The sequence below is a fragment of the Methanobacteriaceae archaeon genome (genome assembly GCA_029219465.1).
GTDB lineage: Archaea > Methanobacteriota > Methanobacteria > Methanobacteriales > Methanobacteriaceae > Methanocatella.
The window spans coordinates 1-26529 of record JAQXTL010000002.1; the positions used below are offsets into that span (position 1 = coordinate 1).

18 protein-coding genes are annotated in these 26529 nt (G+C 28.9%); 2 read left to right on the forward strand and 16 right to left on the reverse strand.

The features are described 5' to 3' along the window. Positions 1 to 363: 363 nt before the first annotated feature. The 12 genes from PUD86_00135 to PUD86_00190 form a co-directional block, all read right to left on the reverse strand. Positions 364 to 570 carry a TOBE domain-containing protein gene (locus tag PUD86_00135; GenBank protein MDD6775693.1) on the reverse strand — a complete coding sequence of 69 codons (207 nt, stop codon included), beginning with the start codon at positions 568 to 570 and terminating at the stop codon, positions 364 to 366. A gap of 190 nt (positions 571 to 760) precedes the next feature. After that, complete coding sequence (locus tag PUD86_00140; GenBank protein MDD6775694.1) at positions 761 to 1798, reverse strand: ATP-binding cassette domain-containing protein; 1038 nt, start codon at positions 1796 to 1798, stop codon at positions 761 to 763. A gap of 40 nt (positions 1799 to 1838) precedes the next feature. Next, the gene (gene modB, locus PUD86_00145; protein MDD6775695.1) at positions 1839 to 2510 is read right to left on the reverse strand and encodes a molybdate ABC transporter permease subunit; all 672 of its coding nucleotides are present in this window, start codon (positions 2508 to 2510) and stop codon (positions 1839 to 1841) included. 61 nt (positions 2511 to 2571) lie between these two features. Continuing rightward, positions 2572 to 3378, reverse strand: coding sequence for a molybdate ABC transporter substrate-binding protein (gene modA, locus PUD86_00150; GenBank protein MDD6775696.1), 807 nt, complete (start codon positions 3376 to 3378; stop codon positions 2572 to 2574). A gap of 470 nt (positions 3379 to 3848) precedes the next feature. After that, complete coding sequence (locus PUD86_00155; protein MDD6775697.1) at positions 3849 to 4439, reverse strand: methyltransferase domain-containing protein; 591 nt, start codon at positions 4437 to 4439, stop codon at positions 3849 to 3851. 305 nt (positions 4440 to 4744) lie between these two features. After that, positions 4745 to 5968: a bifunctional ornithine acetyltransferase/N-acetylglutamate synthase gene (argJ, locus tag PUD86_00160; GenBank protein ID MDD6775698.1), complete on the reverse strand. Its 1224-nt coding sequence runs from the start codon at positions 5966 to 5968 to the stop codon at positions 4745 to 4747. Between the two features lie 18 nt (positions 5969 to 5986). Continuing rightward, the gene (locus PUD86_00165) at positions 5987 to 6370 is read right to left on the reverse strand and encodes a hypothetical protein (GenBank protein MDD6775699.1); all 384 of its coding nucleotides are present in this window, start codon (positions 6368 to 6370) and stop codon (positions 5987 to 5989) included. 21 nt (positions 6371 to 6391) lie between these two features. Then, positions 6392 to 7594 carry a hypothetical protein gene (locus PUD86_00170; GenBank protein MDD6775700.1) on the reverse strand — a complete coding sequence of 401 codons (1203 nt, stop codon included), beginning with the start codon at positions 7592 to 7594 and terminating at the stop codon, positions 6392 to 6394. Beyond that, entirely contained in the window at positions 7587 to 8612 is a 1026-nt protein-coding gene (locus PUD86_00175; protein ID MDD6775701.1) for a Zc3h12a-like ribonuclease, read from the reverse strand. Before PUD86_00175 ends, PUD86_00170 begins: the two co-directional genes overlap by 8 nt. 65 nt (positions 8613 to 8677) lie before the next feature. Continuing rightward, positions 8678 to 9421: a metallophosphoesterase family protein gene (locus PUD86_00180; GenBank protein ID MDD6775702.1), complete on the reverse strand. Its 744-nt coding sequence runs from the start codon at positions 9419 to 9421 to the stop codon at positions 8678 to 8680. 5 nt (positions 9422 to 9426) lie between these two features. Next, positions 9427 to 9777: a nascent polypeptide-associated complex protein gene (locus PUD86_00185; GenBank protein ID MDD6775703.1), complete on the reverse strand. Its 351-nt coding sequence runs from the start codon at positions 9775 to 9777 to the stop codon at positions 9427 to 9429. A 110-nt stretch (positions 9778 to 9887) separates the two neighbouring features. After that, entirely contained in the window at positions 9888 to 11648 is a 1761-nt protein-coding gene (locus PUD86_00190) for an FUSC family protein (protein MDD6775704.1), read from the reverse strand. Between the two features lie 71 nt (positions 11649 to 11719). Here PUD86_00190 and PUD86_00195 point away from each other — a divergent pair, with 71 nt between their 5' ends. Next, a complete protein-coding gene (locus PUD86_00195) occupies positions 11720 to 12256 on the forward strand; it encodes a DNA-3-methyladenine glycosylase I (protein ID MDD6775705.1) in 537 nt (178 codons plus the stop codon). Positions 12257 to 12542: 286 nt separating this feature from the next. Here PUD86_00195 and PUD86_00200 read toward each other — a convergent pair whose 3' ends face one another. From PUD86_00200 to PUD86_00210, 3 genes are all read right to left on the reverse strand, one after another. Continuing rightward, positions 12543 to 14135 carry a hypothetical protein gene (locus PUD86_00200; protein MDD6775706.1) on the reverse strand — a complete coding sequence of 531 codons (1593 nt, stop codon included), beginning with the start codon at positions 14133 to 14135 and terminating at the stop codon, positions 12543 to 12545. 673 nt (positions 14136 to 14808) lie between these two features. Next, positions 14809 to 19218 carry a right-handed parallel beta-helix repeat-containing protein gene (locus tag PUD86_00205; protein ID MDD6775707.1) on the reverse strand — a complete coding sequence of 1470 codons (4410 nt, stop codon included), beginning with the start codon at positions 19216 to 19218 and terminating at the stop codon, positions 14809 to 14811. A gap of 171 nt (positions 19219 to 19389) precedes the next feature. Continuing rightward, positions 19390 to 22254: a hypothetical protein gene (locus tag PUD86_00210; protein MDD6775708.1), complete on the reverse strand. Its 2865-nt coding sequence runs from the start codon at positions 22252 to 22254 to the stop codon at positions 19390 to 19392. A 324-nt stretch (positions 22255 to 22578) separates the two neighbouring features. Here PUD86_00210 and PUD86_00215 point away from each other — a divergent pair, with 324 nt between their 5' ends. Beyond that, positions 22579 to 24156, forward strand: coding sequence for a hypothetical protein (locus tag PUD86_00215; GenBank protein ID MDD6775709.1), 1578 nt, complete (start codon positions 22579 to 22581; stop codon positions 24154 to 24156). A 72-nt stretch (positions 24157 to 24228) separates the two neighbouring features. Here PUD86_00215 and PUD86_00220 read toward each other — a convergent pair whose 3' ends face one another. After that, positions 24229 to 26262 carry a right-handed parallel beta-helix repeat-containing protein gene (locus tag PUD86_00220; GenBank protein ID MDD6775710.1) on the reverse strand — a complete coding sequence of 678 codons (2034 nt, stop codon included), beginning with the start codon at positions 26260 to 26262 and terminating at the stop codon, positions 24229 to 24231. Between the last annotated feature and the right edge of the window lie 267 nt (positions 26263 to 26529).

Below are 26529 nucleotides of genomic sequence, written 5' to 3' on the forward strand. Positions count from 1 at the left end.
ATATGATCATTAATACCTGCATCAGTAGCATTAAAATCACTAACATCACTAGCAAAAACAACATTCGCACTTAAAAAAACAGCACAAACAACTAACAATGCCAAAAACTTACTAAAATTCAAAAAAAATTAAACCTCCAATATATTCTAATATAATCTACTATAATGTATACTTACTAAAATATATAAAGTTTACGTATGCCTAAATTTTTTAGTAAAAAAAGAAAATAATCATAAAATTGAAAAAAATAATCTAAAAAAAATAATACAAAAGTTTAGGACTGAAAAATACAAAAATAGCAAAATTGATAAGATTGCAGGAATAATCCCACAATCTAATTAGAATATTGGGAAAGTATTAAATCTATTTACCAATTAAAACTTCGGTAGATTTGATAATAGCAGTAACATCGTCACCTTCAGATAAACCTAATTTCTCTGCAGATTCTTTAGTAATAACAGCAGTGATATTGTTAGGTTCAGTTACTTCGATTTTAATGTTAGCCATTACAGCACCAAGGTCTACTCCAGTTACTTTTCCAGTTAATTGATTTCTAGCACTTAATTGCATAATAATAATCTCCTTCAAATATTTTATAACGACAGTAAATACGAAGTTACTCTTGCATATCGTATCATGCCGACAATACTATATTGTCATCGAATTGTATATAAACTTTTCGTTTTTTAGGAAAAAAACTAATTTTTTTATCGATTACTAGATTTGCTTCATATCGTAAATAATTAAAAAAAATAATAAATTATTCTTCCAAAAGAATAATGTTTTTAGGATCAACTTTTATGTACTCTGGAAGATTTAATTCATGGTCATAAATCAATTTATCAAGTTTCCACCATAAACCGTTAGATAAAGTTACCTGCCATTCAAAAGGCATTTCCAATATAGCTGCATCAGTAGTATCTAACACATTAATATCCTCTTTCTCAGCGGGAGTAAAATCGTGTGCTCTTATACCAATATGAGAAATATTGGAAGTAATTTTCTCAGATACTTCAAATGTTACTCCCCATTCTAGTGCTTTGAGATGATAATCATCTATAACTTCAATTTTTGAGATATTTTTACAACCAGTAAGCAAAGCAACCTGAACTTTGCCAGGATTTTCGAAAACATCATGAGTAGGACCTTTTGCAATGATTTTACCTTGGTCCATTACAATAATTTCATCACAAAACTGGAATGCCTCATCACGGTCATGAGTAACTAAAATAGATAATCCATTATAGTAATCCAATAACTTAATAAGTTCAATACGTAATCTTTCTTTTAACACAGTATCCATTGCACTAAACGGCTCATCTAACAAAATAACATCAGGACCATAAGCTAAAATACGAGCTAGAGCAACTCTTTGTTGTTGACCACCAGATAATTGCCTAGGATACCTTTTTTCCAAACCCTGAAGATGAAAACGTTCAATCATTTCAGAAACAATTTTTTTATCCTGATTTTCACCTAATCCAACTGCAACATTTTCTTCAACAGTCATGTTTGGGAATAAAGCATAATTTTGAAATAAGTAACCTACATTTCTTTTTTGAGGTTTTAAATTGGTTTTTTTATTAGAATCATAATAAACTGTCTCTTCACCAGTATTTAAACTTATAAAACCAGAATCAGGATCAACAATACCTGCAATTGATTTTAAAGTCATACTTTTACCACAACCAGAAGGACCTAAAATACCTAAACAGCCTTGTTTTAATTCAAAATCCATTTCTAAATTGAATTCCTTAAGTTCCTTTTGGATGTCCACTTTCAACAATTTATCACTCATAATTAAACCACCAAATAATAAAAAAATATTTAATTAATCATTATTTCCATTGTTTTTCCTTACGTATGGAAATATAATCCATAATAAAAATAGCTATAAAGGATATGATAATAATGACTATTACATAATTAAATGCATCTCCCATATTACCTGCAGCTACTTCAGAATAAACTGCCATTGGGAGAGTTCTGGTCTGTCCTGCAATATTACCTGCAATCATAGCTGTAGCACCAAACTCACCTAAACCACGAGCATAAGCAAGAATTCCACCACTAATAATACCAGGTAAAGCATTTGCAAATAAAACTTTCCAAAAAATTTTCCACTCAGACATACCTAATGTACGACCAGCATCCAACAAGTTAGAATCAACCTGTTCAAATGCTCCACGAGCAGAACGATACATTAAAGGAAAAGACATGACCACTGCGGCAATAACTGTTGCAGACCATGAAAAAGCTATTTTCACAGTGAAAAAGTCTATAAAAAACTTCCCAATAGGACCCCTTACACCAAAAAGATACAATAAGAAAAATCCTACAACAGTAGGTGGCAATACAAGAGGTAATGTGAAAAGACCATCAAGTACTACTTTTATTGAATCATTTTTAATTTTTATAATACCCCAAGCAACAATCAAACCTAAAAAGAAGGTTATTAAAATTGATAAACTTGCGGTTTTCATTGAAATAAAAACGGGACCCCAATCCATCATGTCAATATATATCTCCTTTAACTTTATTAAATATTTAGATAAATAAATTTAAGAAAATTTATTTATGAATAGTAAATCCGTAGTCTTCAAATACACTTTGAGCTTCAGGGGTTTGTAAGAACTCCATAAATTTAGCTGCAGCATCTGCGTGTTCAGCATCTTTGAGTGGAGCTACAGGATAAACAATAGTTTTTAAAGAACCTTCAGGAGCTTCACATACTACTTTTACATCTTTACTGGATTGAGCATCAGTAGCATATACAAGACCACATTCAGCGGATTTTTGAGCAACTTGATTTAATACAGCAGTTACATCAGTAGCTAAAGATAATTTAGGTTCAACAGCATCCCAGATACCAAGGTTGTGTAATGATTCATTAGCATATTGACCAGCAGGTACAGATTCAGGATCACCGATTGCAATATTACCTTTTACGTTTTTCAAGTCTTCAAATGAAGTCATATTAGCATTAGAATCAGCAGGTACAATTAAAACAAGTTTGTTTTCTAAAAATTTAACATTGGAAGCGTTGTCAACTAAACTTTCATTGATTAAAGCATCCATTTGTTTATTACCTGCAGACATGAATACATCTGCTTTTAAACCATTTTCAATTTGTTTTTGTAAATCCCCACTAGAAGCGTAGGTAGGAGTTACAGTTACTCCAGGATATTTTTCTTCAAACATTGGGATTAATTTTTCATCATAAACATTTTTTAAACTAGCTGCAGCTGCTAATTGAACATCTTGTCCATTTAAATCACTAGAAGCAGTGTTTCCTAATGAACCAGTAGCATATAATCCAGCAGCAATAATTACGATTACTGCGACTACAGCAATGATTATTTTATTTCTAGATTCCATAATTATTCTCCTTGAATTAATTAATACAAATTACTAAAAGACAACAATTAACTTAAGACTAATGAAGATAATAAGAATAAAATCCTTAATTATCCACTATGAACAATGAATTAAAAAAATCAACCAACTGTTATATGTAAAAATAATTTTCCAAAATAAATTTGAAGCATATTTAATACACAACCACCAATCTTAAATTACAATTATCAATATTAGTAATTATAATTAAGTAAAAAATGATATATAAATATTTTCATATCGTTTTGCAAATTATGTATAAATTTAAATAAAATATTTGTCATGATAAAGTAAATATCTAAAAATAGTTCAATTAAAGCATTAATCCAATGAAAAAAAGTACAATAATTCCAAATAGTACAAAATAACACTTATATAATGTATTTAGCGACAATTATCTAATTACACATTATAAAAAAATAAGAAATGGGTAAAAATCCCATTAGAATTAACTATTCTTTTTGAAATACAATGAAATAGTGAGATTTACCTTGTGGAATATCTTCACCAATCTCTTCATTTAAGTGAGTCATTTTTAAACCGTGTTTAGCAAAGACTTCTTCCAATTCCTCTGGAGAACTTCTAAATGCTGTTGGAGGTCCTTTTGGAACATCCCAAGCTTTATAGTCCATAATTGCAATTTTACCATCTTGTTTGATGATTCTTGCAAATTCATCAATAGCTTCATCCATTGTTCTTGATGCTCTAAATCCGTGGAATACGTTAACCATTAAAACAACATCAATAGATTCATCATCAACACCAGGAATTCCTTTTGTAATATCAGCTTCAATGTTAATAAGATTTTCAACATTATTTTCTGCTTTATATGCTTCCATATCTTCAATAGATGCATCATATACATCTACTGCATAAACAGTTCCATCAGGAAGATATTCTTCAACTACTTTTATTGCTATGTGGCCGTCACCACATCCTGCGTCCATAAAAGTCTCATTACCTTTAAGATTCAATTCAGAAATAATCTCATCAGAATCCAAGAAGTGTACACTTGAAAATCCATGAGCCCTATGTCCATTCATATAATCACCATATTATACTTTCTAAAAAATAGTATTTAATAATTATCAATATGATGATGTTTTCACAACATTAAAAAAAATAGTTAAAATAAAAAAAGTTATAAGAGGATTATTTTTTCCAAGTTTGTTTAACTCCTCTTCCTCTTTTACTACCAGGTTTAGTGTAATGTCTTTTTTGTCTGGTTCTTCTGTTAGTTCCTTTAACTTTAGCCATATTTTCCCCTCCTTCAAAATCAATAATAAAAATATTAGAATTATATCTATAACATAAAAATATTTGTTTTTAATATATTTAAAACTTTTCTTTATGTGGTGTATTCAGCATTGATTTTTACATAATCATATGTCAAATCACAACCCCAAGCAGTTGCCTGCCCATCACCTAAATGCATATCAATATTAACTGAAACATATTTTGACTGCATTACTTTTTCAGCTCTTTCAAGGTTTGGAGTGTCTTCAAATGCTAAGATAGTGCCATCTTTAACTAAATCTACTTCATCATCACTATTTGCAATAGCTATTGTTACTATATCTGGATTTAAATCACAACCAGAGTATCCTATTGCAGATACAATTCTACCCCAGTTTGGATCTCCTCCAAACACTGCAGATTTAAATAAACTTGAAGATACAATTGATTTTGCAGCTAATTTAGCATCATTTTCATCTTTTGCACCGCAAACATTAGCTTCGATGAATTTTGTAGCACCTTCACCATCACGAGCCATTTTTTTAGCTAAATCTATACAAATATAGTCTAAAGCTTCCTGGAAATTGGAATCTAATTTTCCATCCCTAACAACTTCAACACCAGATGATCCGTTTGCCATCATAAGACATGTATCGTTGGTACTTTCATCACCATCAACAACAATCATGTTAAAACTGATATCAGCAGATTTCTTTAATGCTTTGTTGATTTCATCTGCAGGAATTACTGCATCAGTTACAATAAATGACAACATAGTTCCCATATTTGGAGCAATCATTCCACTTCCTTTTGTAATACCTGCAATTTTAACAGTTTCTCCAGTTGTTAAAGTAACTTCAATTGCACATTCTTTTGGGAATGTATCAGTTGTCATAATAGCTTTTGCAGCTGCAAGTGAATGCTCAGCATCACTTCCTAATTTAGAAAGAGATTCGTAAGCAACTTTGGAAATAGTATCAATTGGCATTTCACGACCGATAACACCTGTTGAAGAAATAGCAATTTCATCTTTAGGTAATTTTAAGTCATTAGCAACCAATTCAACTAAAGTTTCACAGTCATCAAGTCCCTGTTGGCCTGTAAAGCAATTTGCATTACCACTATTTACAAAAACAGCAGAAACAATTCCTTTTTTAAGCATTTTTTTAGTATATTTAACTGGCGCAGCAACTACTTTATTGGAAGTAAACACGGCAGAAGCAGTACTGTTTGGTGAGTGAATAATTGCAACACCAAACTTGCCTTCACGTGCACCTGAGACTTCCAAATTTTCAATTACTGAAAATCCACCATCTAATTCTTTAATAAAATCCATATAAATCACAAAAAATAATTAATAAGATGGTTCAACAGTCAGATTTAGCTCAGATACTGTTTGATTATCATTATAGTCAATACCATCTACTTCTTTATCATAAGTAACATTATCATCAGTTAAGTTTGTAGTCATCTCCTTAGTCACATTATGCCAAGTAGGACCATTATCCTCATTAAGATCAAAAGCCAAAGAAATACCTGCTCCTGCACCAACAACAAAAGCAATTAAAGCTAGAATAATGACAAATACTGCACCATTACTCCATTTTCTTGGTTTAGGTTGTCTTCTTCTATTATTTTGTTGGCGTTGAGGAAAACTTATTCTCCGGTTATTGGAAGAACGCCTACGATTATTTTGTGGAGAAAACAAAACCCTTTTATCATCTTTTTTTCTTCTCATATTCTTTCACTTTTTTATTTATTAAGATATGAAAGCATAAACTAAAGCGATTATGACTCCCACAAAACTAAAAATTCCTAATCCTAAAACTGACATCACATATGCAAATATAAACACGAAAGCAAAAATACCAATTAATTTTGCTTTTTCATTTTCAATTAAATTAATTAAAGTTCTAGTAAATTCTGAAGGAATATTATATGCATATAATCCATTTGCCAATTCAAATACAACTAAAGACAAAGGAGAGGTAGTTTTTAAACTATCTACAAGCTGTGCTCTTTCACCTGCTTCTCTTCTACTTCTACCAACACCAGCCCTTATCTTTGCACCGTTATCAAGTGCAAACCATGCTGCATCAAGACCAGCACGTATAGCTAAATCTTTAGAAGGGAATCTTGCAATAAAGTCATCTCCCCCTTCACGATATCCTTCAAGTTCACCGTCACATTCAGTTTCGATGAAATTTTTAATACCAGTCATCAAGTCAACAAGTTGATTACGACCGTTTTTATCAATGAATTTAGTAGAATCAATTAAATCAATGAATAAATAATTATCTAAGTTAAGAGGCTTTGATTCACGAAGTAAAAATGGTGAATCAAAAACTAAAGCATATTCTCCACCTAATTTAGTAAATGCAATACCTGGAAAACTTCCAACATGCTGAGTATAATGAATTGCTCTTTCGATTGATGCTGCTCCAGTCATTCCAACAGCAGAAATTACCTGAATTCCTTCAGATAATCCTATACCAATTAATTCAATAGCTACACGAATTGCATCATTTTTACTTAGCATTTTAGCAACTAATTCTGTTTCTGTTTTTTCAACAACTTCTCCTTTTTCATTTTCAATGATTTTAACAAATACATTGATTAAGTTAGATGGATTTTGAAGCTCAATGTAGAAGTAACGGTCATTACCCATAATAATGTTACTTACAAGAGCATATTCTTCAATCCTGTTTTCTGCAGGCTTTAATTCGTAGAAATTATAGTCTTTTGGTAGATTTTCACCACCAACATCACGAATTAAGTTCTCCAAAATAGAATCTGAAGTGATTTCTGCTTTATCCAATTCAAAAAGAATAGTTTGAGTATAATTGAATAACTCTACATATTCTGTTTCAAGAGAATTGGTTGGAAAAAATTTAGTTCCAACAGAAATAGGAGTTAAATTAGTAGTTAATTTAATAAGAGATTTAGTTAACGGATTAACCATCGAAACCTCCTCCCTTCTCAAGTTCTATTTCAAAGTCTCCTGGTTTTTCTAAAAGCATATCTGGTTTTACAGAAACAAATGGGAATTTCCAAGATCCAAGTCTTCCAGCAATAGTACTTGCAATGTTTCTGGAATTCTTTTTGATAAATATTTCATCACGTTCACATACACGTATTGCAACGTTGTATGGAGCATGTTCAGTTACTTCATCTGCTAATAAAATATTTAATTCAAAATTACCTGGTTTAGTGAATAAATCGTTTCTAACTGCAATTAATGGTTTTTTCTCAAGACCTAATCTGTCTGCAACAGTAACAGAAATGTTTCCTGCATTTTTAACAGCAATCTTATAGTCTCTAGGATGTACTAATACAAAAATCACATAAGGTGCTGCGATTTCCACATCATCAACCATTTCTACAATTTTATTGAACATTGGAATTTTGGAAAATATATTTTCAAGCTTTGATTCTGTGTTATTTGCATTATCAATACGAATAATAGCTTGTTTAGCAATATTTAACGGGGAAATTTCCAATCCTTCTTTTCCTGTGTAAACTTCCCATTTTTTAAACTTTAATTCCTTAATAATTTCATCACAGATGTGCTGGAGAATGTTTTTATCCTTTTTAGCTTTCTTAGGTTTTCCAAACACAAGTCTGCCATTTTCAATAATGAATGGAATTCTCATAGATGAAATATTAGTAAACTCAGCAGCATAATCTCTGAATTTATCATTGGACAATATTTTTGCTTTTTCACGTACAGCAATTTCTAAAATAAAGTGATCAGCATCATTACCCGCAGGAACTTCCTCTACGTTTTCACTTTCCAATAACTTGAGAAATGTTTCTTTATCATCAATATCATGACGAAGTGATGCATCGGCAATAATTACAAACTCATCCTCACCTTCTTCTAATGCCTTAACAGCTGCAAGAATATTAGACATTTGAGGTTGTCCATTTTTATTTTTAACACTAAAAGCCACATTAGAAGCATCTACAACCACTTTCATAATCTCACCTATAATCAATAAATAATTCCTATAATATATTTTATGTTCTATTATTTAAATTTACTTTATAACTTATTTCTCGCATATTTTCCAAATAAAAATTTTTCTCCGCCAAGATTATTGAGAAAAATCTCTATTTCTTCTTCTGTAATGTTATACACCATATAAGAATTGCTAATTTTACCTCTAAGTTTTTTTGAACAAAGAGAACCTGCATTAACAACTATTGTATTATTTATTTTCCAGATATTTGGAACATGTTTGTGTCCAGATAATACCAAATCAACATCATGAGTTGTTAATGTTTTTAAAACATCCCCTGCATCGGATAAAACATTACGTTCACGTCCTGTTTGAGGAATAGGAATCACATGATGGTGAAGAGCTACAATAGCGAAATTTTCATTAATAGCACATTCATCTAATTGATGTTCTAACCACAAATGTTGAGGATTGCCAATATGGCCTTTATTTTCATCTGGAGAACTGCTGTCTATTCCCATAACAGTTAAATCATCATCCATTGTTAATTTCCAGCTACGCTCACCTATTACTTCTTCAAAAGTTTGGTAACCTAAATTACGTGCATCATGGTTTCCCGGAACTGCAAATAACGGTGCTTCAAACATCTCCAAATATTTGGTAGCCTGTTTATATTCAGCATAATAACCATTACTAGTTATATCTCCAGTTAAAATAATCATATCAGGCTGCAAATAATTTATTTCACTTACTGCCCGCATAAAAACTTCTTCATTAAATTCAGAATCGCCAATATGTAAATCTGAAATATGTACAATAACAGTCATTTTATCTATTGATTTAACTTCATGATAGCTTCTGCAAGGTCTCCTTTACATTCTTCAAGTGCTGCTTTTGCATCATCTTTAGAAACACCTGCACTGTTAGCTACCATTTCAATATCTTCTTCAGGAATTTCAATTTCATATTCAAGTTCTACTTCACGAGCTTTACCATCAATTTGGTAAGTTTCCTGACCCATTACATTCATTAAACTTACACTAGGATTATCAATAATCAACTCTTTTTCATCAAAACGGATAATAACTTCACGAACACCGTCAAGGTCTTCCATTTTCATACCCATTTTTTTCATTTGTCTTTCCATCTGTTTCATTTGTTTTTTATTCATACCAGGTATCATAATAAAATCCTCATAAGATTAACTGTTTATAATTATATTATTAATTATTATTAAAACTTGCTTAAATGATAATAAAATTAGAGTTAAATTGAATTTTAATAAAAAAATATTTAGAGATTATTTATCAATTCTTTTTCATAATCCAATAATTCCACAACATGATTTAGTGAATAAAGAAGTGGACTGTTATTGTCTTTAAATTCCCCACCATCGATTATTTTAATCATTTCATCTTTCATTTCATCAGATAATTCATAAATTTCCATGTAATTTAAAATAGTGTAGGAAATATTGATTATTTTAGACTGTAAATAGTATAATTCTTCATTTTCACTTGTTAGTTGAATATTTTCACGAATCATATTGCTTATAACAATAAGAGATGTTTTATTAAATGAAGATTTGCCTTCACATTTTGATTTGATCATTTCAACAAACTGTTTATTCAATTTATAGGATGATTTTAGATTATTTTTAGTTTCTTTTTCAATTGAAAATGGTAAAAATCCATAGTTAATTATATTTACAACCAAAATAGCTGTAAAAACCCATAATATTTTTAATTCAATAGCTTTAGGCGGTGCAATACAAAGTAATGATGCTGATAGAGACATTACAGTCATAAAGAAAAATCTTACAGGCCGATTTTTAATTGATAAAAGTATACCTACAGTCCCTATAAGAAGTGCAACACCAACATATGATTTTGTAGATATTGGAATAAACGGAAGAGCAATCAAAATTATTAAAAATGCAAAACTACCTACAAATGTTCCGATAACACGGCTTTTAACACTATGCAATACATCATCAATATGAGGAAGCATTATTGAAATTGCTGCAAAATAAAGCCATGTTGCATATGGAAAATTAAATAAAACAGTTATAATTTCACATAAAGTTAAAACTAAAGCCATTTTAAAAGCAAAAGTAAATTTAGCTGATTTAAACGAAAACTGCCTTTTAACCAATGGTTTTACAATACCAATAACTGCTTTCATATCAGGAATATTATCTGATGTTTTATCATGTGAATTTTCAAGCTCATTTTTTATGACTTTTAAGTTTAAAACAACAAGATTCATTTCCTCATGTTCAACAGGAATGTTTTCAATATCAAATGTTTTAGATTCTTTAAAATCGTTTAAAACAATTTTAATATAGTTTAATTCATTTAATGATAAATCACATTTAGATATAACCCACCCGATAAACTGAAGAGATTTTATAATATTCAAATAAGATTCATTTTTTTGAGTTGGGAAAAACTTATGCTCAAATTTTGAAAATGCACTTCTATAAAATCCATCAGCAACATTGAAATTTTCAATTGCCACTTCTTTCCCATCCAATTTCAACTCAACAGCACCGATAATCTCATCAATTAATGAAGATACAGTGTATTTATTAAAATTTGAATATTTTTTCCCATTTAGCACCAGATTAAACCCAACAATAAATACTGCTCCAAATGCTAAAGACATTAATCTCATTGGTAAATCTTCAGGACCTACGGGTCTAGCAACCATAATTGTATATATCACTAAAAACGGCCGGTAGACATGAGTTCCAAATAAATGATAGGATGAAAATGTAGTTGCAAAAACTATAAAGAAAGTTAAAACACATCCAAAAGAAGTAATTGGACTATTAATATATGCTCCTATCCCTAAAATTAGTAACAAAACCAGCAGTTTAACAAATGATGCTTTTGGTTTATATGACAAATCATTTCCTAAATTCAGCAATGCTGCAATAAACACCATTAAACCAATTATCAGATTTGCCTTTCCAAATACTTTAATATAAAAAACCATGATTAAAACCATGGTGAAAATCAATAATAATCTAAATTTTAAAGCCTTTTTCATTTGTTAACCTTTTATAAAAAGTGGATTTTTTGCAATAATATATTTAAACAAAGTTTTTAATAATAATTTCTATGACAAAAAAGAGATGTAGTTGGGTAAGCGATGATGAAATTTATATAAAATACCATGATGAAGAATGGGGCGTTCCAACTCATGATGACCATGAATTATTTGAAATGCTTGTTTTAGAGTCTTTTCAGGCAGGGCTTTCCTGGATTACAATTCTTAAAAAAAGAGAGAATTTTAGAAAGGCATTTGATGATTTTGATTATGTGAAAATCTCCCAATATGGTGAAGATAAGATTAATGAATTGCAAAACAACAAAGGAATCATCAGACACGAGTTAAAAATCAATGCTGCAATAAAAAATGCTAAAGTGTTTATGGAAATTCAAAATGAATTTGGCAGTTTTGATAAATACATTTGGGGCTTTACAGATAGCAAAATTATTAAGGCTGAATTTAAAACTGAATCTGAACTTTCAAAGACAATTTCCAAAGATTTGAAAAAACGTGGGATGAGCTTTGTTGGCCCAACAATCATCTATTCATATCTTGAATCAATTGGAATTATTGACAATCATCAAGAAGACTGCTTTAAGTTTTAAGTTATTTTTATAAGAGGTTTGTCAATAATTTAGTTTTTTAATATTTTTCCCCATTTTGTTATTTTCTATATTAATTTTCGTTTGTTTTTAAATTTAAATGTTTTTATCAGTTTTTTCTATGATTGATTTTTGCTGTTTTTCCAATCAGAAAAAGCAAATTTTTATTAAATTAAAATTTCAAAAATAGATTTGAACAGCAATTTTCTTAAAAAACATAAGTTTAAGTATAAATTGTTTGTTTCAGATACGGCGTACTGTCTATCTTAATGATAAACATTTAACATTTTTAGTAGTGTTTTAATGTTAAATATGCTGTGTCAGTTAGATTAACTTGTCTTGTAAGGTTGTAAATGGTATTTCTTAGTTGGATTTCGTTGTCAACTGCATTTTTTGTAGTTCCGATTAATTTCAGAATGCCATCATCACCTTTCAAGAAACCATTAATGCCTTCACTTCTTGAAAAACGAGATTTATAATGAATATTATGTCGTTTATCCAAGAATTTATTGGTCATATCAAAAATCAGGTCTGAAATTCTATCTTCTATTATTTTTATGCAGTTTTCACTTCGAGGACATCCTTTGCAAGAATATGTTTTAAAAATATGTCGTTTCTTTTTGCAAATGTCTGGAAGATTATCATCCTCATGTGGTTTGCGATGATTAATTTCTATAGGGTCCAGATGTCTCATAAAACGACCAATAGGACAGGTATAACCATTTTTAACCCTTTCAAATCCTTTTCTATTTGAATCTTTTCTTTTTTCTTCATGCTCGTTTTCACGCCTTAATTTATTGTTATGTTCTTCTGCAATCTTTTTAGGCATGATTAATGCATTTATTTTATGAATGAATAAGTAATAGAGGTTTTCTGTAGTGAAATAACCAGAATCTGCAATTAAAATATGTTCGCGCATTCTTTTTCTTATTTCACGAGTGTTCCATCTTTGTCCAAATTCACGTTGCATCTTTATGAAAAGTTCAATAGTTTTATAAAGATTTTTTAAAACGTATTTGATTGTTTTTTGGTCATTAGGTTCTGCTAATAATATTCCAGCCAATATTATATGATTTTCAGTCATCAATTCTTGCAAATTGAATGCAAAATCAAAGATTCCTCTTTTCGTTTTCATCCAACAAGCCTCAGGAAATGTAATAGAAACACTATCAACATCCCTTTCAACCATAACTTTCAAATAAATATCCTTTTTAGAATACACATTGTAATTGTAAATTTTAACTCTTTTTAAGGCCAAATTAATTGTTTTACACATTTCTTTATCATTTTCAAAAATTTCCAATTTTTCTTTTAATCCATTTATTGTGCGATTAATGGATGATGACGTATTATTATGTAATAAACCCCATTCATGTACTTGTATTAATGCATCTAACTCTTTTACACTAATTTTGTAGTACCGTGATCCTCTGACAAGAGCATCGGTTCCATCAACAAATAATTTAACAAAATCTAAGAAGTGTAAATCATTTAATAAGACCAATGTACTTACAAAAACTTTTTTAATTATTTCTGCATCACTATTATTTAAAAAATTAGCGAATGTATTGCGTGTTGGCTTTAATCCACATGTAACGATTAAAAGAAATTTATTTTTCCTACATTCTTCTTCCATTTTAGTATAATTGGTAATATCAATGCTAAAACAATATAAAACCACTATTAAAAGTAGTGTTCGAGGATAAGCAGGACGTCCAGGTTTAGATACAAATTCAGCATCCAATTGAGCCATTAAACTTTGAATCATATTAGTGAATGCAAAATTACAAATCGTTAACAACATTTTAGGACAATCCTCCTCTTCTTTAAGTTTTTTTATCATACTACCATCATTATACTCTTTCAATTCTATAATTGACATATAAAATCCAAGAGTAAGATTATTTAAAGAATTATTCATAGGTTTTAATTTTAAATAAAAATTTTCACAAAACTAAATAAAATCCAATAAAAATTAAATTTAACATATAAAAATTCATGTTACAATACTATAAATAATTCTTATATAATTATATATAATTTAACTTATTTAAAACTTATTATATCTAATTTTAAGTAATATTAAACTAAATTAAAGTAATTAAAAGAATATTAATAAAGTATTTCTAATTTAAAGAATTTATAATGGAAAAAATTAGTTGATATCAGTTAAGTTGATCAAAATTTTTCAGACGAAAAAATTGCGAGAAAAACATGAAAATAAAAATTTCGTAAAAACAAAAAATAAGCAATAAAAATATGAATTTATTAAAATAAAGAAAAATTAACTATGAAAATTAGAAAAATAAGAAAAATTAAGAAAATATGGATTTAATGACAAACCCCATAAAAAATACTTTGCAATAGCAATATGTCCTTGACGAATAATATTAAATTTCATGACGCTAGTTATTTAGTGTAAAGAAAGTATTATCAAATAAGTAGTCATCATGAATAACTATCATTTTATGAAGCAAATATTCATTTTAATAAAAGGAAATTTTCAATCAATATATCAAAAAAATAAAAAAAGAGAGTATTAAAAAATAATACTCTTAAGCAGGAATTTCACCAGCAGATAATGTTTTAGACATTTCAACTTTGAAAAGTCTATCTGGATCAGTTAAAGAACCAATTGAAACTTTAATTACATTTTCACCTTCTTTAAAGTCACCAGCATCAAATGAGAATACTCCAACACCATTTACAACATCAAATTTAACTTCAACATCATCATTTAATGTAGCAAACATGTCAAATACTGGTAAATTAGATGCTACAACATCTTTATCATAAAATGTAATAGAATATGTTCCAGGAGTTACACAAGTTATTTCCTTAAATGCAATTCCAGTAGTGTTGATTCTAGGACACATTGTTCCGTAACCTACAACACCAGTATCATTATCCCAAGTTACAATTTGGTTTTTACCATACCAGTTGGTACCAATATTTAATCTTAAAGAAGCATTAAATGCACCAGGACCATAGATTCCAGCAGGGTTTGCACTTAATTCACCTAAGATCATCATACTTGGACCTCTAGCATTTCTATAAATTGCATTTTCAACAACCACAGGTTCAACTGCATTTTTAGCTAAATCATAACCTTCATTGAATCTAATTCCTTCTAAAACATTGTCAGAAATTAAATTGCTTTTTATGACAATTCCAGTTGTGTGGTTTGCATCAACAGAGATTCCTAAATGATTCCAAGTAATGTTGTTTTTGGTAATTGTTACATTTACTGCAGAATTGTTTAAGAATATTCCGTATCCTCTAGGACCTTCAGGAACTAAGTTAGTGTACAATCCAATGCTATCATAGATTTTATTGTTTGTGATATTGGAATTTGCAACTCCATAATCATATTTAATTCCGTAGTTGTTCTTTTCTAATAAATTATCAGCAATAGTTAATTTATTTGAGTCATAAGCATAGATTCCACTTTCAAACAAGTAAATAGAGTTATTATTAATTTTAATATTCTCTGAATTAGCAATAGCTATTCCATATCCAGGAAGTGAAATTGTACTTTTCATGTAACTATCAAGTTTGGATTCATCTAATTTATTTGAAATATTGTTTCCAGAAATTACAACATTGTATCCATTGTCAATAACAATTGCATCATTCATGTTTGAAACAATTGTGAAATCGGAAATTGTTACATTATTTGCCATTATAGTAAATACTGCGCAATTAGCTTTAGCATTTAAAGTAGAGTTGTTTTCAGAATAAATATTCAATGATTTATCAACAGTTAATGCAATATTATCATAGTTTTTACCTAAAAATTCAACTTTACTTCCTTCAGCACAATTATCTAAAATATTTTGAATTTCTGAATTTGGTAAGTTTGCATCAACAAATACCACATTTGTTTTATCAGACATTGCAATTAAGCTATCTGCACTAACTGGTCTGTATTGATTATCACCCGCAAATTTTGAGGTAATATTAAAAGATCCAGAATCATTTAACTTAATTTGTGCAACACCATTTTGATTAGTTGTATTTACAACAGTTTTACCGTTAAATACAAATGAAATCTCTTTATTAGCTAATGGTTTACCATTTTTGTCTTTTAAAGTTACAGTATAAATTTTACTGGAATCAGCAGCAAATGTTTTATTATAGCTTAATAATTGAGAATCCATTTTTGAAACAGCAACACTGCTGGTTGTTTTAATTGGTTTATAATATGTATTTCCTAAGTAATTTAACACAACTGCATAAGTTTTTTCAGTTGGGAATACTACATCAATACTAGCCTGACCTCTAGCATTAGTTATTCTTGAATAGGTTTTACCATTAACAGCAATAGTAATTTTTTGACTAGATAATGTTTTTCCAGCAGTTGTTTTTAAAGCTACAGTGTATGTTTTTTTCTCATTTGGAAGAACTGAAAGAGTTGGAGCTACAAATTTAGTAGCAGCCTTAGCAACTACAATTTTACCAGTTGCAGAAGTTGCCCTGTAGATTTTGCTTCCAGAATAACTTGCATATACTTTATATGAACCTAATTTTGCAAACTTAACTTTAAGTGAAACAAGCCCATTACTATTGGTTGTTTTTGTATAAGTTTTACCATTTAATTTAATAGTTACTTTTTGATTTGCAATTCCTTTACCATCAGCATTTTTTAAAGAAATTGTATAGGTTTTATAAGTATTTGGAAGAATTGTAACTGTAGGAGTTGCCAATTTAGCAGTTTTAGATGAATATTTAACATATAAGTAATTTGTTTTTGAAACTGCTTTGTATTTGTTAGTACCTGCAAATTTGATATGAACAGAATATACTCCTTTATTAAGTTTAAGTCTAATTTTTGCAACACCGTTTTTATCTGTTTTTACAGAGTAAGTTTTACCATTTACTTTGAAAGTTACAGTTTGATATGCAATTGCTTTTCCTGATGCATCTTTTAAAGTAATTGAATAATAATCATACATTTTAGGAATCATGTACATATTTGAAGCATATATCTTGGAATATGATTTTTTAACAACTACACTAGCTTTAGCTTCACTTGAAGTGTAATCAATATCATCACCAACAAAGTTAGCGGTTATTGCATAGGTTCCTTCTTTAGCGATGGAAATTTTTATTTGAGCAACACCATTAGCATCAGTTTGAGCAGTTAAAGTTTTACCGTTGATTTTAAATACAATACTTTGATAAGCAACAGGAGTTCCATCAATATCAGTTAAAGTTGCTTTGAAAATTGCATTTGAACTAGGATATGTAACCATATTGGATATAGTGAGTTTTGTATCAGTTACATTACCTGGTATGAACTTATCATCAACATTAAATAATCTATAAGGTCTGTAAGGCATAGAGTAAATATTATTTCCAGTACCGGGGAAACTTGCAAGTAAAACATTTTCAGAGTCATAAAACTCATCTGGATAGAATCTTACAGTTGCAGTACCATTTTGTATCATTACAACTTTACAAGCATCTCCTTCTTTAGGTGCTTTTTGTCTGCCATTAATATCCAAATCTTTTTTCATCATGTAGAAAGTAACAGGAATAGAACTGATTTCTTTAGCAATATTTCCATTAACATCAACGATGGATATTTGATATACTCCTTTTTTAATTTGAGTAATGTTAGTTAGATATAAATAGTAATTTCCAGTTTTTGTCCAAGGAGTTACACCATGTTCAGGGTAAGTGAAATAGATGTTTGGACATTGGATAAATTGATTAATAATAAATGTATAACCTAAGAAAGTTCCGGTTTGGTGACCCCAATATTCACCATTGTTTTCACCAACATAAGTATAAACATCATTTACAGGATCATAATTATAATCTCCAACACCAGGTCCTTTATATTCATAAACTTGACGCCAGATTGGTCTTTCAGCGTTGTCGCCTCCAACCATATAATTATTATTAATTACTTGTATGTTTTCTCCGCCTTTTACCCATATATTTCTAACTCTGTAATCATTAAAAATGTTATATTGAACATTTCTATCAATGAAGTTACCTTTAACTTCCATTTTTTCAATATTACAGTTTGTGTAAATACCATATCTTCCATTTAATCCAACATAATTGCTTATAATGTAGATATAATTAGCAGAAGTCATATTAATACCAATATTACCTTTAGAAATATAATTGGATTTAATATTGACATTTTTACTTGTACCTGCAATAGCTATTCCTGCAATTTTGTTATTTGTAATATTGTTGGAAAGCAAATCTACTTTATTAGAATCAATGACATTTATACAGTATTTTGCATTGTCAATAAAAGAGTTTTCAACTTTAACATTTTCACTGTTTATAATTCTGATTCCACTGCCTACACTAGCTATAGAAACATTGTCAATTACAGTATTTTTTGCATTAACTACTCTAATTGCATCAGAAACCATTCCATTATTAGTGAAATTACAATTTTTAATTGTTACATCAGATACACCATTAACATAAATTCCATAGTCATCATCTCTAGAAACTTCATTAATTATTGTAAAACCACTAATTACAGTACCACTAGCTTCAGGAGTTACATAAAAAATACCTCTATAACCAGAAACTGCATTACTACCGCATGGTTGCATAGTTGTTCCAACATTACTTATAATTGTTAATTTTTTATTAACAATGAAATGACAGTGCACATAACTTTCCCCTTCAATAATAATTGTATCCCCAGGATTTGCACTATCAATTGCTTTTTGAATTGTTGGATCATTCATTTCATTGTGCTCTTTTTCAACTTCTTCTACAACAATAGTGTTAGCAGTTAGAACATCACCAACACCTGATTTATATGAATTTACATTAATATCGTTACTATTTGATTCATCAATTGTGCTTATTGCACTTAATGAATCAGTTGTTAAGTTATTATCATCACTATAAGCTGATACTGAACCAATAGATAACAGTACAACTAGTATGAATGATAATAATATCATAATCTTATCAAATTTCATAAATATAGTATCCCCCATATTCAATATATAATAGTATAACTATCGATATATTTAATGTTTTATGATTTAATTCGAGAAATAACTAATTATTTTATATTAAAAAAAAGTAGAATTGAATAAAAATACACATTGAAATAAAAAAAAGATGTAGAAAAGAAATATTTCCCACAATTATCTAACTTTTAAAGTTGTTTTAACATTTGAATTTAAATAGCTTACAGTAACAGAGTATTTACCAACCTTTAAATTCTTAAAACCAACAGTAGCAACCCCATATTTGTTTGTTTTAGCAGCGTAAGTTTTACCTTTGATTTTAAAAGTAATTGTTTTGCCCACAATTGCTTTTCCTTTGCTGGTTTTTAATGTAGCAGAATATGAAATCTTTTTAGATTTTTTCTTAGTGATACTTTTAGCAAATAACACTTTATTGACAGTTATTGTATTTTTAGTAGTATAACCTTTGTAAGATACAGAAATTGTGTATTTACCTGGAGTTAAACTGAATGATTTATACGCATAACCGTTCTTATCTGTTTTTACATAGTAAGTTTTACCAGCTATTTTCATAGTAACAACAACATTAGCACCAACAATTTTACCATTTGTTCCAACAACACGTACTTTGTAAGTAGTTTTTCCATTATAATCAACAACAACATTCTTGTTATCGATTATTCTTTTGTTTATTGGAGCAATTTTTAATAAAATACTTTGATCATTCATTTTAGCTGAAATTGAAGTTATTAAAGGAATAGTTTTAGTTAATAATTTAATTCCTCCATCAACATTAACCATCCCATAATTTGAAAGTGTAACTTTAAAAATCGGTAACTCTTCAGATGAATTGATATTAGAAACAACTCCTAATTTATTTTTGACCTGGTTGAAATTAATATTCAAAGTAGATGTTTTATATTGAACTAAGTCATTATTACTTGTAAAACTCATAATAATCCAATTAAAATCATCTGTAATATTAATATTTACTAATTTGTCAAAATTAGGGTCATTACAACCCCACCAGTTGTTTGATAAATCTACATCACCAGTACTTCTATTAACAATTGCATAACCATCTTTATCCTTGTTATTATAGATAATTGAATGAGTTAAATTAGTGTTTGACCTGATTATAACTGCCCCACCTTCATTTCCTGCAACATTATTTGTGAAAATTGAACCCACAATAACCATATTACCATTGCTGTCGATTGCTCCACCGTTGTTAGTTGCTTTGTTGTTTGTGAAATTGGATTTAATAATAGTCAGTTCACCTGCATTATCAATAGCTCCAGCACCATATGCTTTATTATTGTCAAATAATGAGTTTTTAATAGTCATTTTTCCAGCATTATCAATAGCTGCACCATAACTTGTTGCAGTATTTGAAATAAACTTAGAATTATCTACAAGTACATTAGCACCAAAATTGAAGATACATCCACCCTCATCAGCATTATAATTAGATTCAAACAATGAATTTGTAATATTAACATTTCCATTATTAAGTCTCAATACACCTGCATTATGTGAAACATAATTTTTAATAAATTGAGAATTGTCAATTATTAAATTATTATTAGAATAAATTACTCCAGCCTGAAATGCACTATTGGATTCAAAAAGGGAATTTTTAATTATAGCTATTTTTTCATTATAAATAGCTCCACCAAACTGTTTAGCCCTATTAGAACTTAAAATTACACTATTTAAAGCAATATTAAGTTTATTGTAAATAGCTCCACCCCAAGTGGAAGCTACATTTTCATGAATCTGTGAGCTTTCAACAGATAAGTTTAAATCATTATAAATAGCACCACCAACATCACTAGCAGTGTTTGATTTTATAGTAGTCTGTTTTAAATTTAATATTCCGTTATTGTAAATTGCTCCACCTTTAGAAGCAGAATTATTAATAATATCAACATCATCAATATCTACACAACATCCTTTAAATCCGTTAATATAACAAGCACCACCACGATTAGCGATATTGTTGGAAATAGAAGTATTAGTTACAGATGAGTGTAAAAGAGCAAAGTAAATTCCTCCACCATCATATTTAGCAACATTATTATTGACAATGGAATCTTTTAAATCAATAGATCCCATACTTATATCAATACCACCACCACGTTCAGCAATATTGTTTTCAATGGTCATATTTTTCATTTTAGCAGTAGCTCTTGTTTCAACGGTGATTCCTCCACCCCATTGACCAGAATTGTTTTTAACAATACAATTCTCAGCAATTAGTGTGAATTCAGATACATAAATTCCACCGCCCTGTCTTGCAGAGTTATTTAAAAATATTGAGTCATATATTTCACATGCACCCCAACTTTTAACTCCTCCACCTAAATCGGAAACATCATTAGAAATGAATTTGGAATTGTGAATAATCAAACCTCCGCGATTATTATAAATTCCACCACCCCTAGCTGCGGAATTATTGTAAAAAGAACAGTTATAGACTAAAAATTCACCAAATCTATTATAAATCGCACCACCTTCAAGACAGGAGTTATTTGTAAAAGTTGTATCAACAATTTTTAAATACCCTACATAATTATCAATAGCTGCACCAAAACTTCCACGATTTGCATCAAATAAAGAATTTGTTACTATTAATTTTCCAGTATTACGAATAGCACCAGTTTCAGCATAGGTATTTTGAATTACAGAATCAGTGATACTTAAAACACCTAAATTAAAAATAGCTCCACCTTCTGTTGAATTATAACCATTAGTAAAAGTCAATCCCCTAAAATTAACATTAACATCCTTGGATATTAAAAAGATGCTTGACTTATCACTAGCATTTAAAACAGTTTTAGAAGAATCCACCCCATATATATTAATGGATTTATCAACGACAATTGGAGTTCCATTACCATAATAGGTTTTATTTTCAAGATATATTGAATCACCAGGCTTTGCATTATCAATCATTACCTGAATAGATTCAAAATCATCATTTGTAACATTCATTGTTGAATTATCTTCTTGTGCATATACAACCCCGACAAACAACATTGAAAAAATTATCAAAAAAAGCATGAAAGCTTTAAAATTTTTATTAATTTGCATACCCCCAATCAATTGATTAAAAAATCATATGATTCAATATTATTTTTATTTCGATATATAATATAAATATTATCGAAATAATTTTATTACATAAATAGTCATTATTTTGCAAATTAAATAACAATTAACATTAATTTAATTAATAATACGATTAAAATAAAATTTTAATTAAAATAATAAAAAAATAATTGAATTTTCTAATAAAAACCCTAATTTAAAAAAATAAAACGATATAAATATTATTATATATAGAGTAGTAAAGATGTATATATGAGAAATAATAATTTTCTCCAACAACCTTGCGGAGGTGAAAATATTAAGTTCAAAAAGATAATTCCGGTAATTATGTTTTTAATTGTTCTAACAACAATTACATCTGTAAGTGCAATACAAGATAATTCTACTGACAATACTCTTTTAAGTCCTGACGAAATCAGTTTAGATGAAAAGTCATTGGATTTGAAAGATAAAATTATTAATGCTCAAAATGGAGATGAAATATTAGTTTCTCCTGGAACTTATAATATTCATAACATCACTATTACTAAGAATATTACTATTCAGGGAAAAGGAAATCCAAATAACATCATAATTGATGGAAATAAGAAATCTTCTATTTTTTTAATTAATGATCCTACAGTACATGTCACATTTAAGAATTTAACATTCATAAATGGATTATCATATAATTTTGGTGGTGCAATATGTATCAATACAGGAAATGTGTATGTAGACAATTGTCGTTTTATCAATAACTCAGCTCTTGACAATACAAATGCAGGTGCAATATCTGCTTATGGAACTGAGGAATATAAAGCGTACCTTTTTGTAAATAACACATTATTTATGAACAATCATGCAGATCACGATGGTGGAGCAGTAACAACATGTTATGCAAGATCAGATATGTTCAATTGTGTTTTCATAAATAATACTGCTGTTAGAGATGGTGGTGCCATAAGAGTTAGTGTTAAAGGATTTGGTCGTGTAGAAGATTGTATTTTTATGTACAACCATGCTGACGAATGGGGAGGAGCATATTACAGCTGGTCAGGAAGTTCTGTAATTAATAGATGTATATTTATGAACAATACTGCAGGAACAAATGGTGGAGCAGTAATGGTTTCAGGAAACATGGATCTTAAAAATTCCATTATTATAAACAATACTGGAGGAAAAACTGGAGGTTCTTTTTACATACAAGAACCAATGTATGAAGCAAAAACATACATTAATGTCCACGATAACCTTATTACAGATAATAACTCACCTAAAGGTCAGGAAGTATATATCAAATGGAAACATTCAGAAAATTTATACCCTAACTTCAACAATAATGATTGGGGATCTGAAGACCCGAATGATTACAAAGTAAATGACCCAGATAATGTTACTTCAAGAATTAAAGTAAGTGCAACTAAAGATAAATCTAATTTATTAAATGAATTGAATTTTAATGCATTAAATAAATATTATGATTTAATTAAACAACACTTCCCAGAAAATTATTTAGAAGACATTAAAAAACAAGCGGATAAAACCAATAAAAAAGAAAATACAACTAAACCAAACAACGAGCCTTCAAATAAAACTGAAGATAATATATATTCTTCAATGCGTAATTCTACTAAGAATTCACAACAGAATGCTCAAAATAATATGCCAAGTAATATTGCAGGTTATTTAAATCCAACCGCACCATCAGGAGAAGATAAGCAAGCATATGAATTAAATAAAACAGATGTTTCCAAATCACAATCTCCAAAATTAGAATATGTGGCTCTTTGTTTAGTTATATTAGCAATATTAGTTATTGGTTATAGAAGAGAAAAACGTAAAGATAAATAGTTATTTTAGCTGTTTATCTATTTTTTATTTTTTTAAAAATTTTAGGATAAAAAAAGAAGAAAGAATGATGAATTATTGTTTAGATCTCATTTCTTCAATATCTTTACGATAATATAATCCTAATGTTAATAATATTAACGTAATGATTACTATAAGACCTTTAACTTTGAAGAATTCATCATCTTCGATTACTATTTGTTTTGTTACTGATTGTGAAGCGCCAGATGCACCACCACTACTTTCAGATGCACCTATTTGACCCACATCTTGAGCTTGAGATACATCGTTTACGGGATTACTATTAGGTTCCATGTTTTGAGCACTTGAACTATTTCCAGTATTGTCACCAGATGTTTGTGAAGTACCATTACCTTGATTTGCCCCATTACCATTTCCTTCACCGTCGCCATCACCATCACCATAATTGATGTCAGGATAGCTGAAAGTTGGAGATTGTCCATTTTGTGGAGTTTTAGACGGAGTATTTGAATCGTAAACATTTTTTCTGTTTGTACGATCAACTGTAGATTTAATAATATCTGCATCAGCAGCAGATACAGTAAATGTTCCAACTCCTCCTTTTATTGTAACTGTTGCAGTTTTTCCATCACTAGTTTTATAGGTTAAAACTCTATCTGGAAGTAAACTTGCAATTTGACCATTTGAATCAACAAATGATGCTTGGAATTGGTTTTTACCAATTTGAGTTACAGTAAATTTCAAATTGTTAGTTTTAATTTTAGGACATAATAATCCATCATCTGTATACCAGTTATCCCCTACAGACAAACGGTCAACACCAGCATAGGATTTAGCTTCAACTTGGACATGAGAATTTCCAAAGATTGCATTATAACTGATTTCTTGATCTTTAATCTGAGTATATTCCTCTTCAAAACTAACACCAGAAACACTGTTAGTTATGACATTAGATTGAATTTTATATGTACCTACAGAATTAATGGATACTCCACTAACTTTATTTGCATCAATGGTATTTCCTTTAATATTAATATTATCTCCTGCATTATAAATGCAAACACCATCCCAGCTATTTCCATTGATTGTATTTTTAGTAATATGGACATTAACAGGACCAGTTTTATAATATTTTTTATTAAATTCATTGGTTAATAAAATACCATAACGAGCATTCTTTGAAATAGTATTGTTATCAATATAAGTAGTATCAGATTTTGTTAAGACTACTCCATTTGCACCATTGTTAATAATAACATTAGCGATAATGTAAGAGTTTTCAGTTGAATAAAATACAATACCGCATTTACCGTTTTTGTAAATACTGTTTTTGGTAATATTGAGATATTTTGTATTAGATGCAGTAATACCTATACCATCAACAGTTACATGGTTATTTAAGATTCTTACATAATCCGCATCATTAACAACAATTCCATCACCACTTCCTTGGATTTTAAATCCCATAACAATTGAATAGGAAGCGGCTTTTCCTTTAATTGTAATAACCGGAGAATTGGAGCTTGATTGTAATACTGTGCTTGCAGTGGAAATTAATGTAAGGCGTTTGTCAATTATCAAATTAATATCTGAATAACTAGAACCTTTAAATATTATCACATTATTTTCTTTAGCATTATTTATAATATTCTGGATTTCAGAGTTACTTAATCCACTTTCAACAACACGAGTATTATTCATTGTAACAATAGTTGATTTTGAGGAAGGATTATACTTGGAATCTCCTAAAAATTTAGATGAAATTTGATATGATCCATCTACCAGATTAATTTTTAAAAGAGCAATACCATGTGAATTAGTAGTTTTTTCATAATTAACCCCTTTAATGGTAAATATAATTTTAGCATTTGAAATGGATTTATTATTTGCATCTACTAATTTAATTTTAAAGTAATCACCTTTCACATCAAGTGTATCATTACTAATGACATCAATATGAGTATCTATTTTATCCGAAGTGCTTAGTTTAGCCACATCAGATTTTAAAAGATAACTACTATTTTGAGATGATACTAAATCAGTTGAATTATCAATTTCTTGAGCAAAGCAAATGTTTAATGAAAATAATAAGCATAGAACTAATATAATCACGAAACATTTTCGCATTTTTCACCCCCTGATTCCATTACACAATAAACCATGGGAAACGAAGATATCTGCAAGTAATTATTAGCAAATATCCAACCAAAGATTTATTATTATAATATTGCTCTACCTGAATATATAAACATATCGAAAATAAGTTATTTTGAAATAAAATAATTAATTAGAAATAAATAAAATAAAAAAATAACATTAATCAGCTTTTAAACAAGATATTATTAACTAAAAATAATTAAAATAAAAAAATAAAAAAAATAAGTAGAAAAAAGG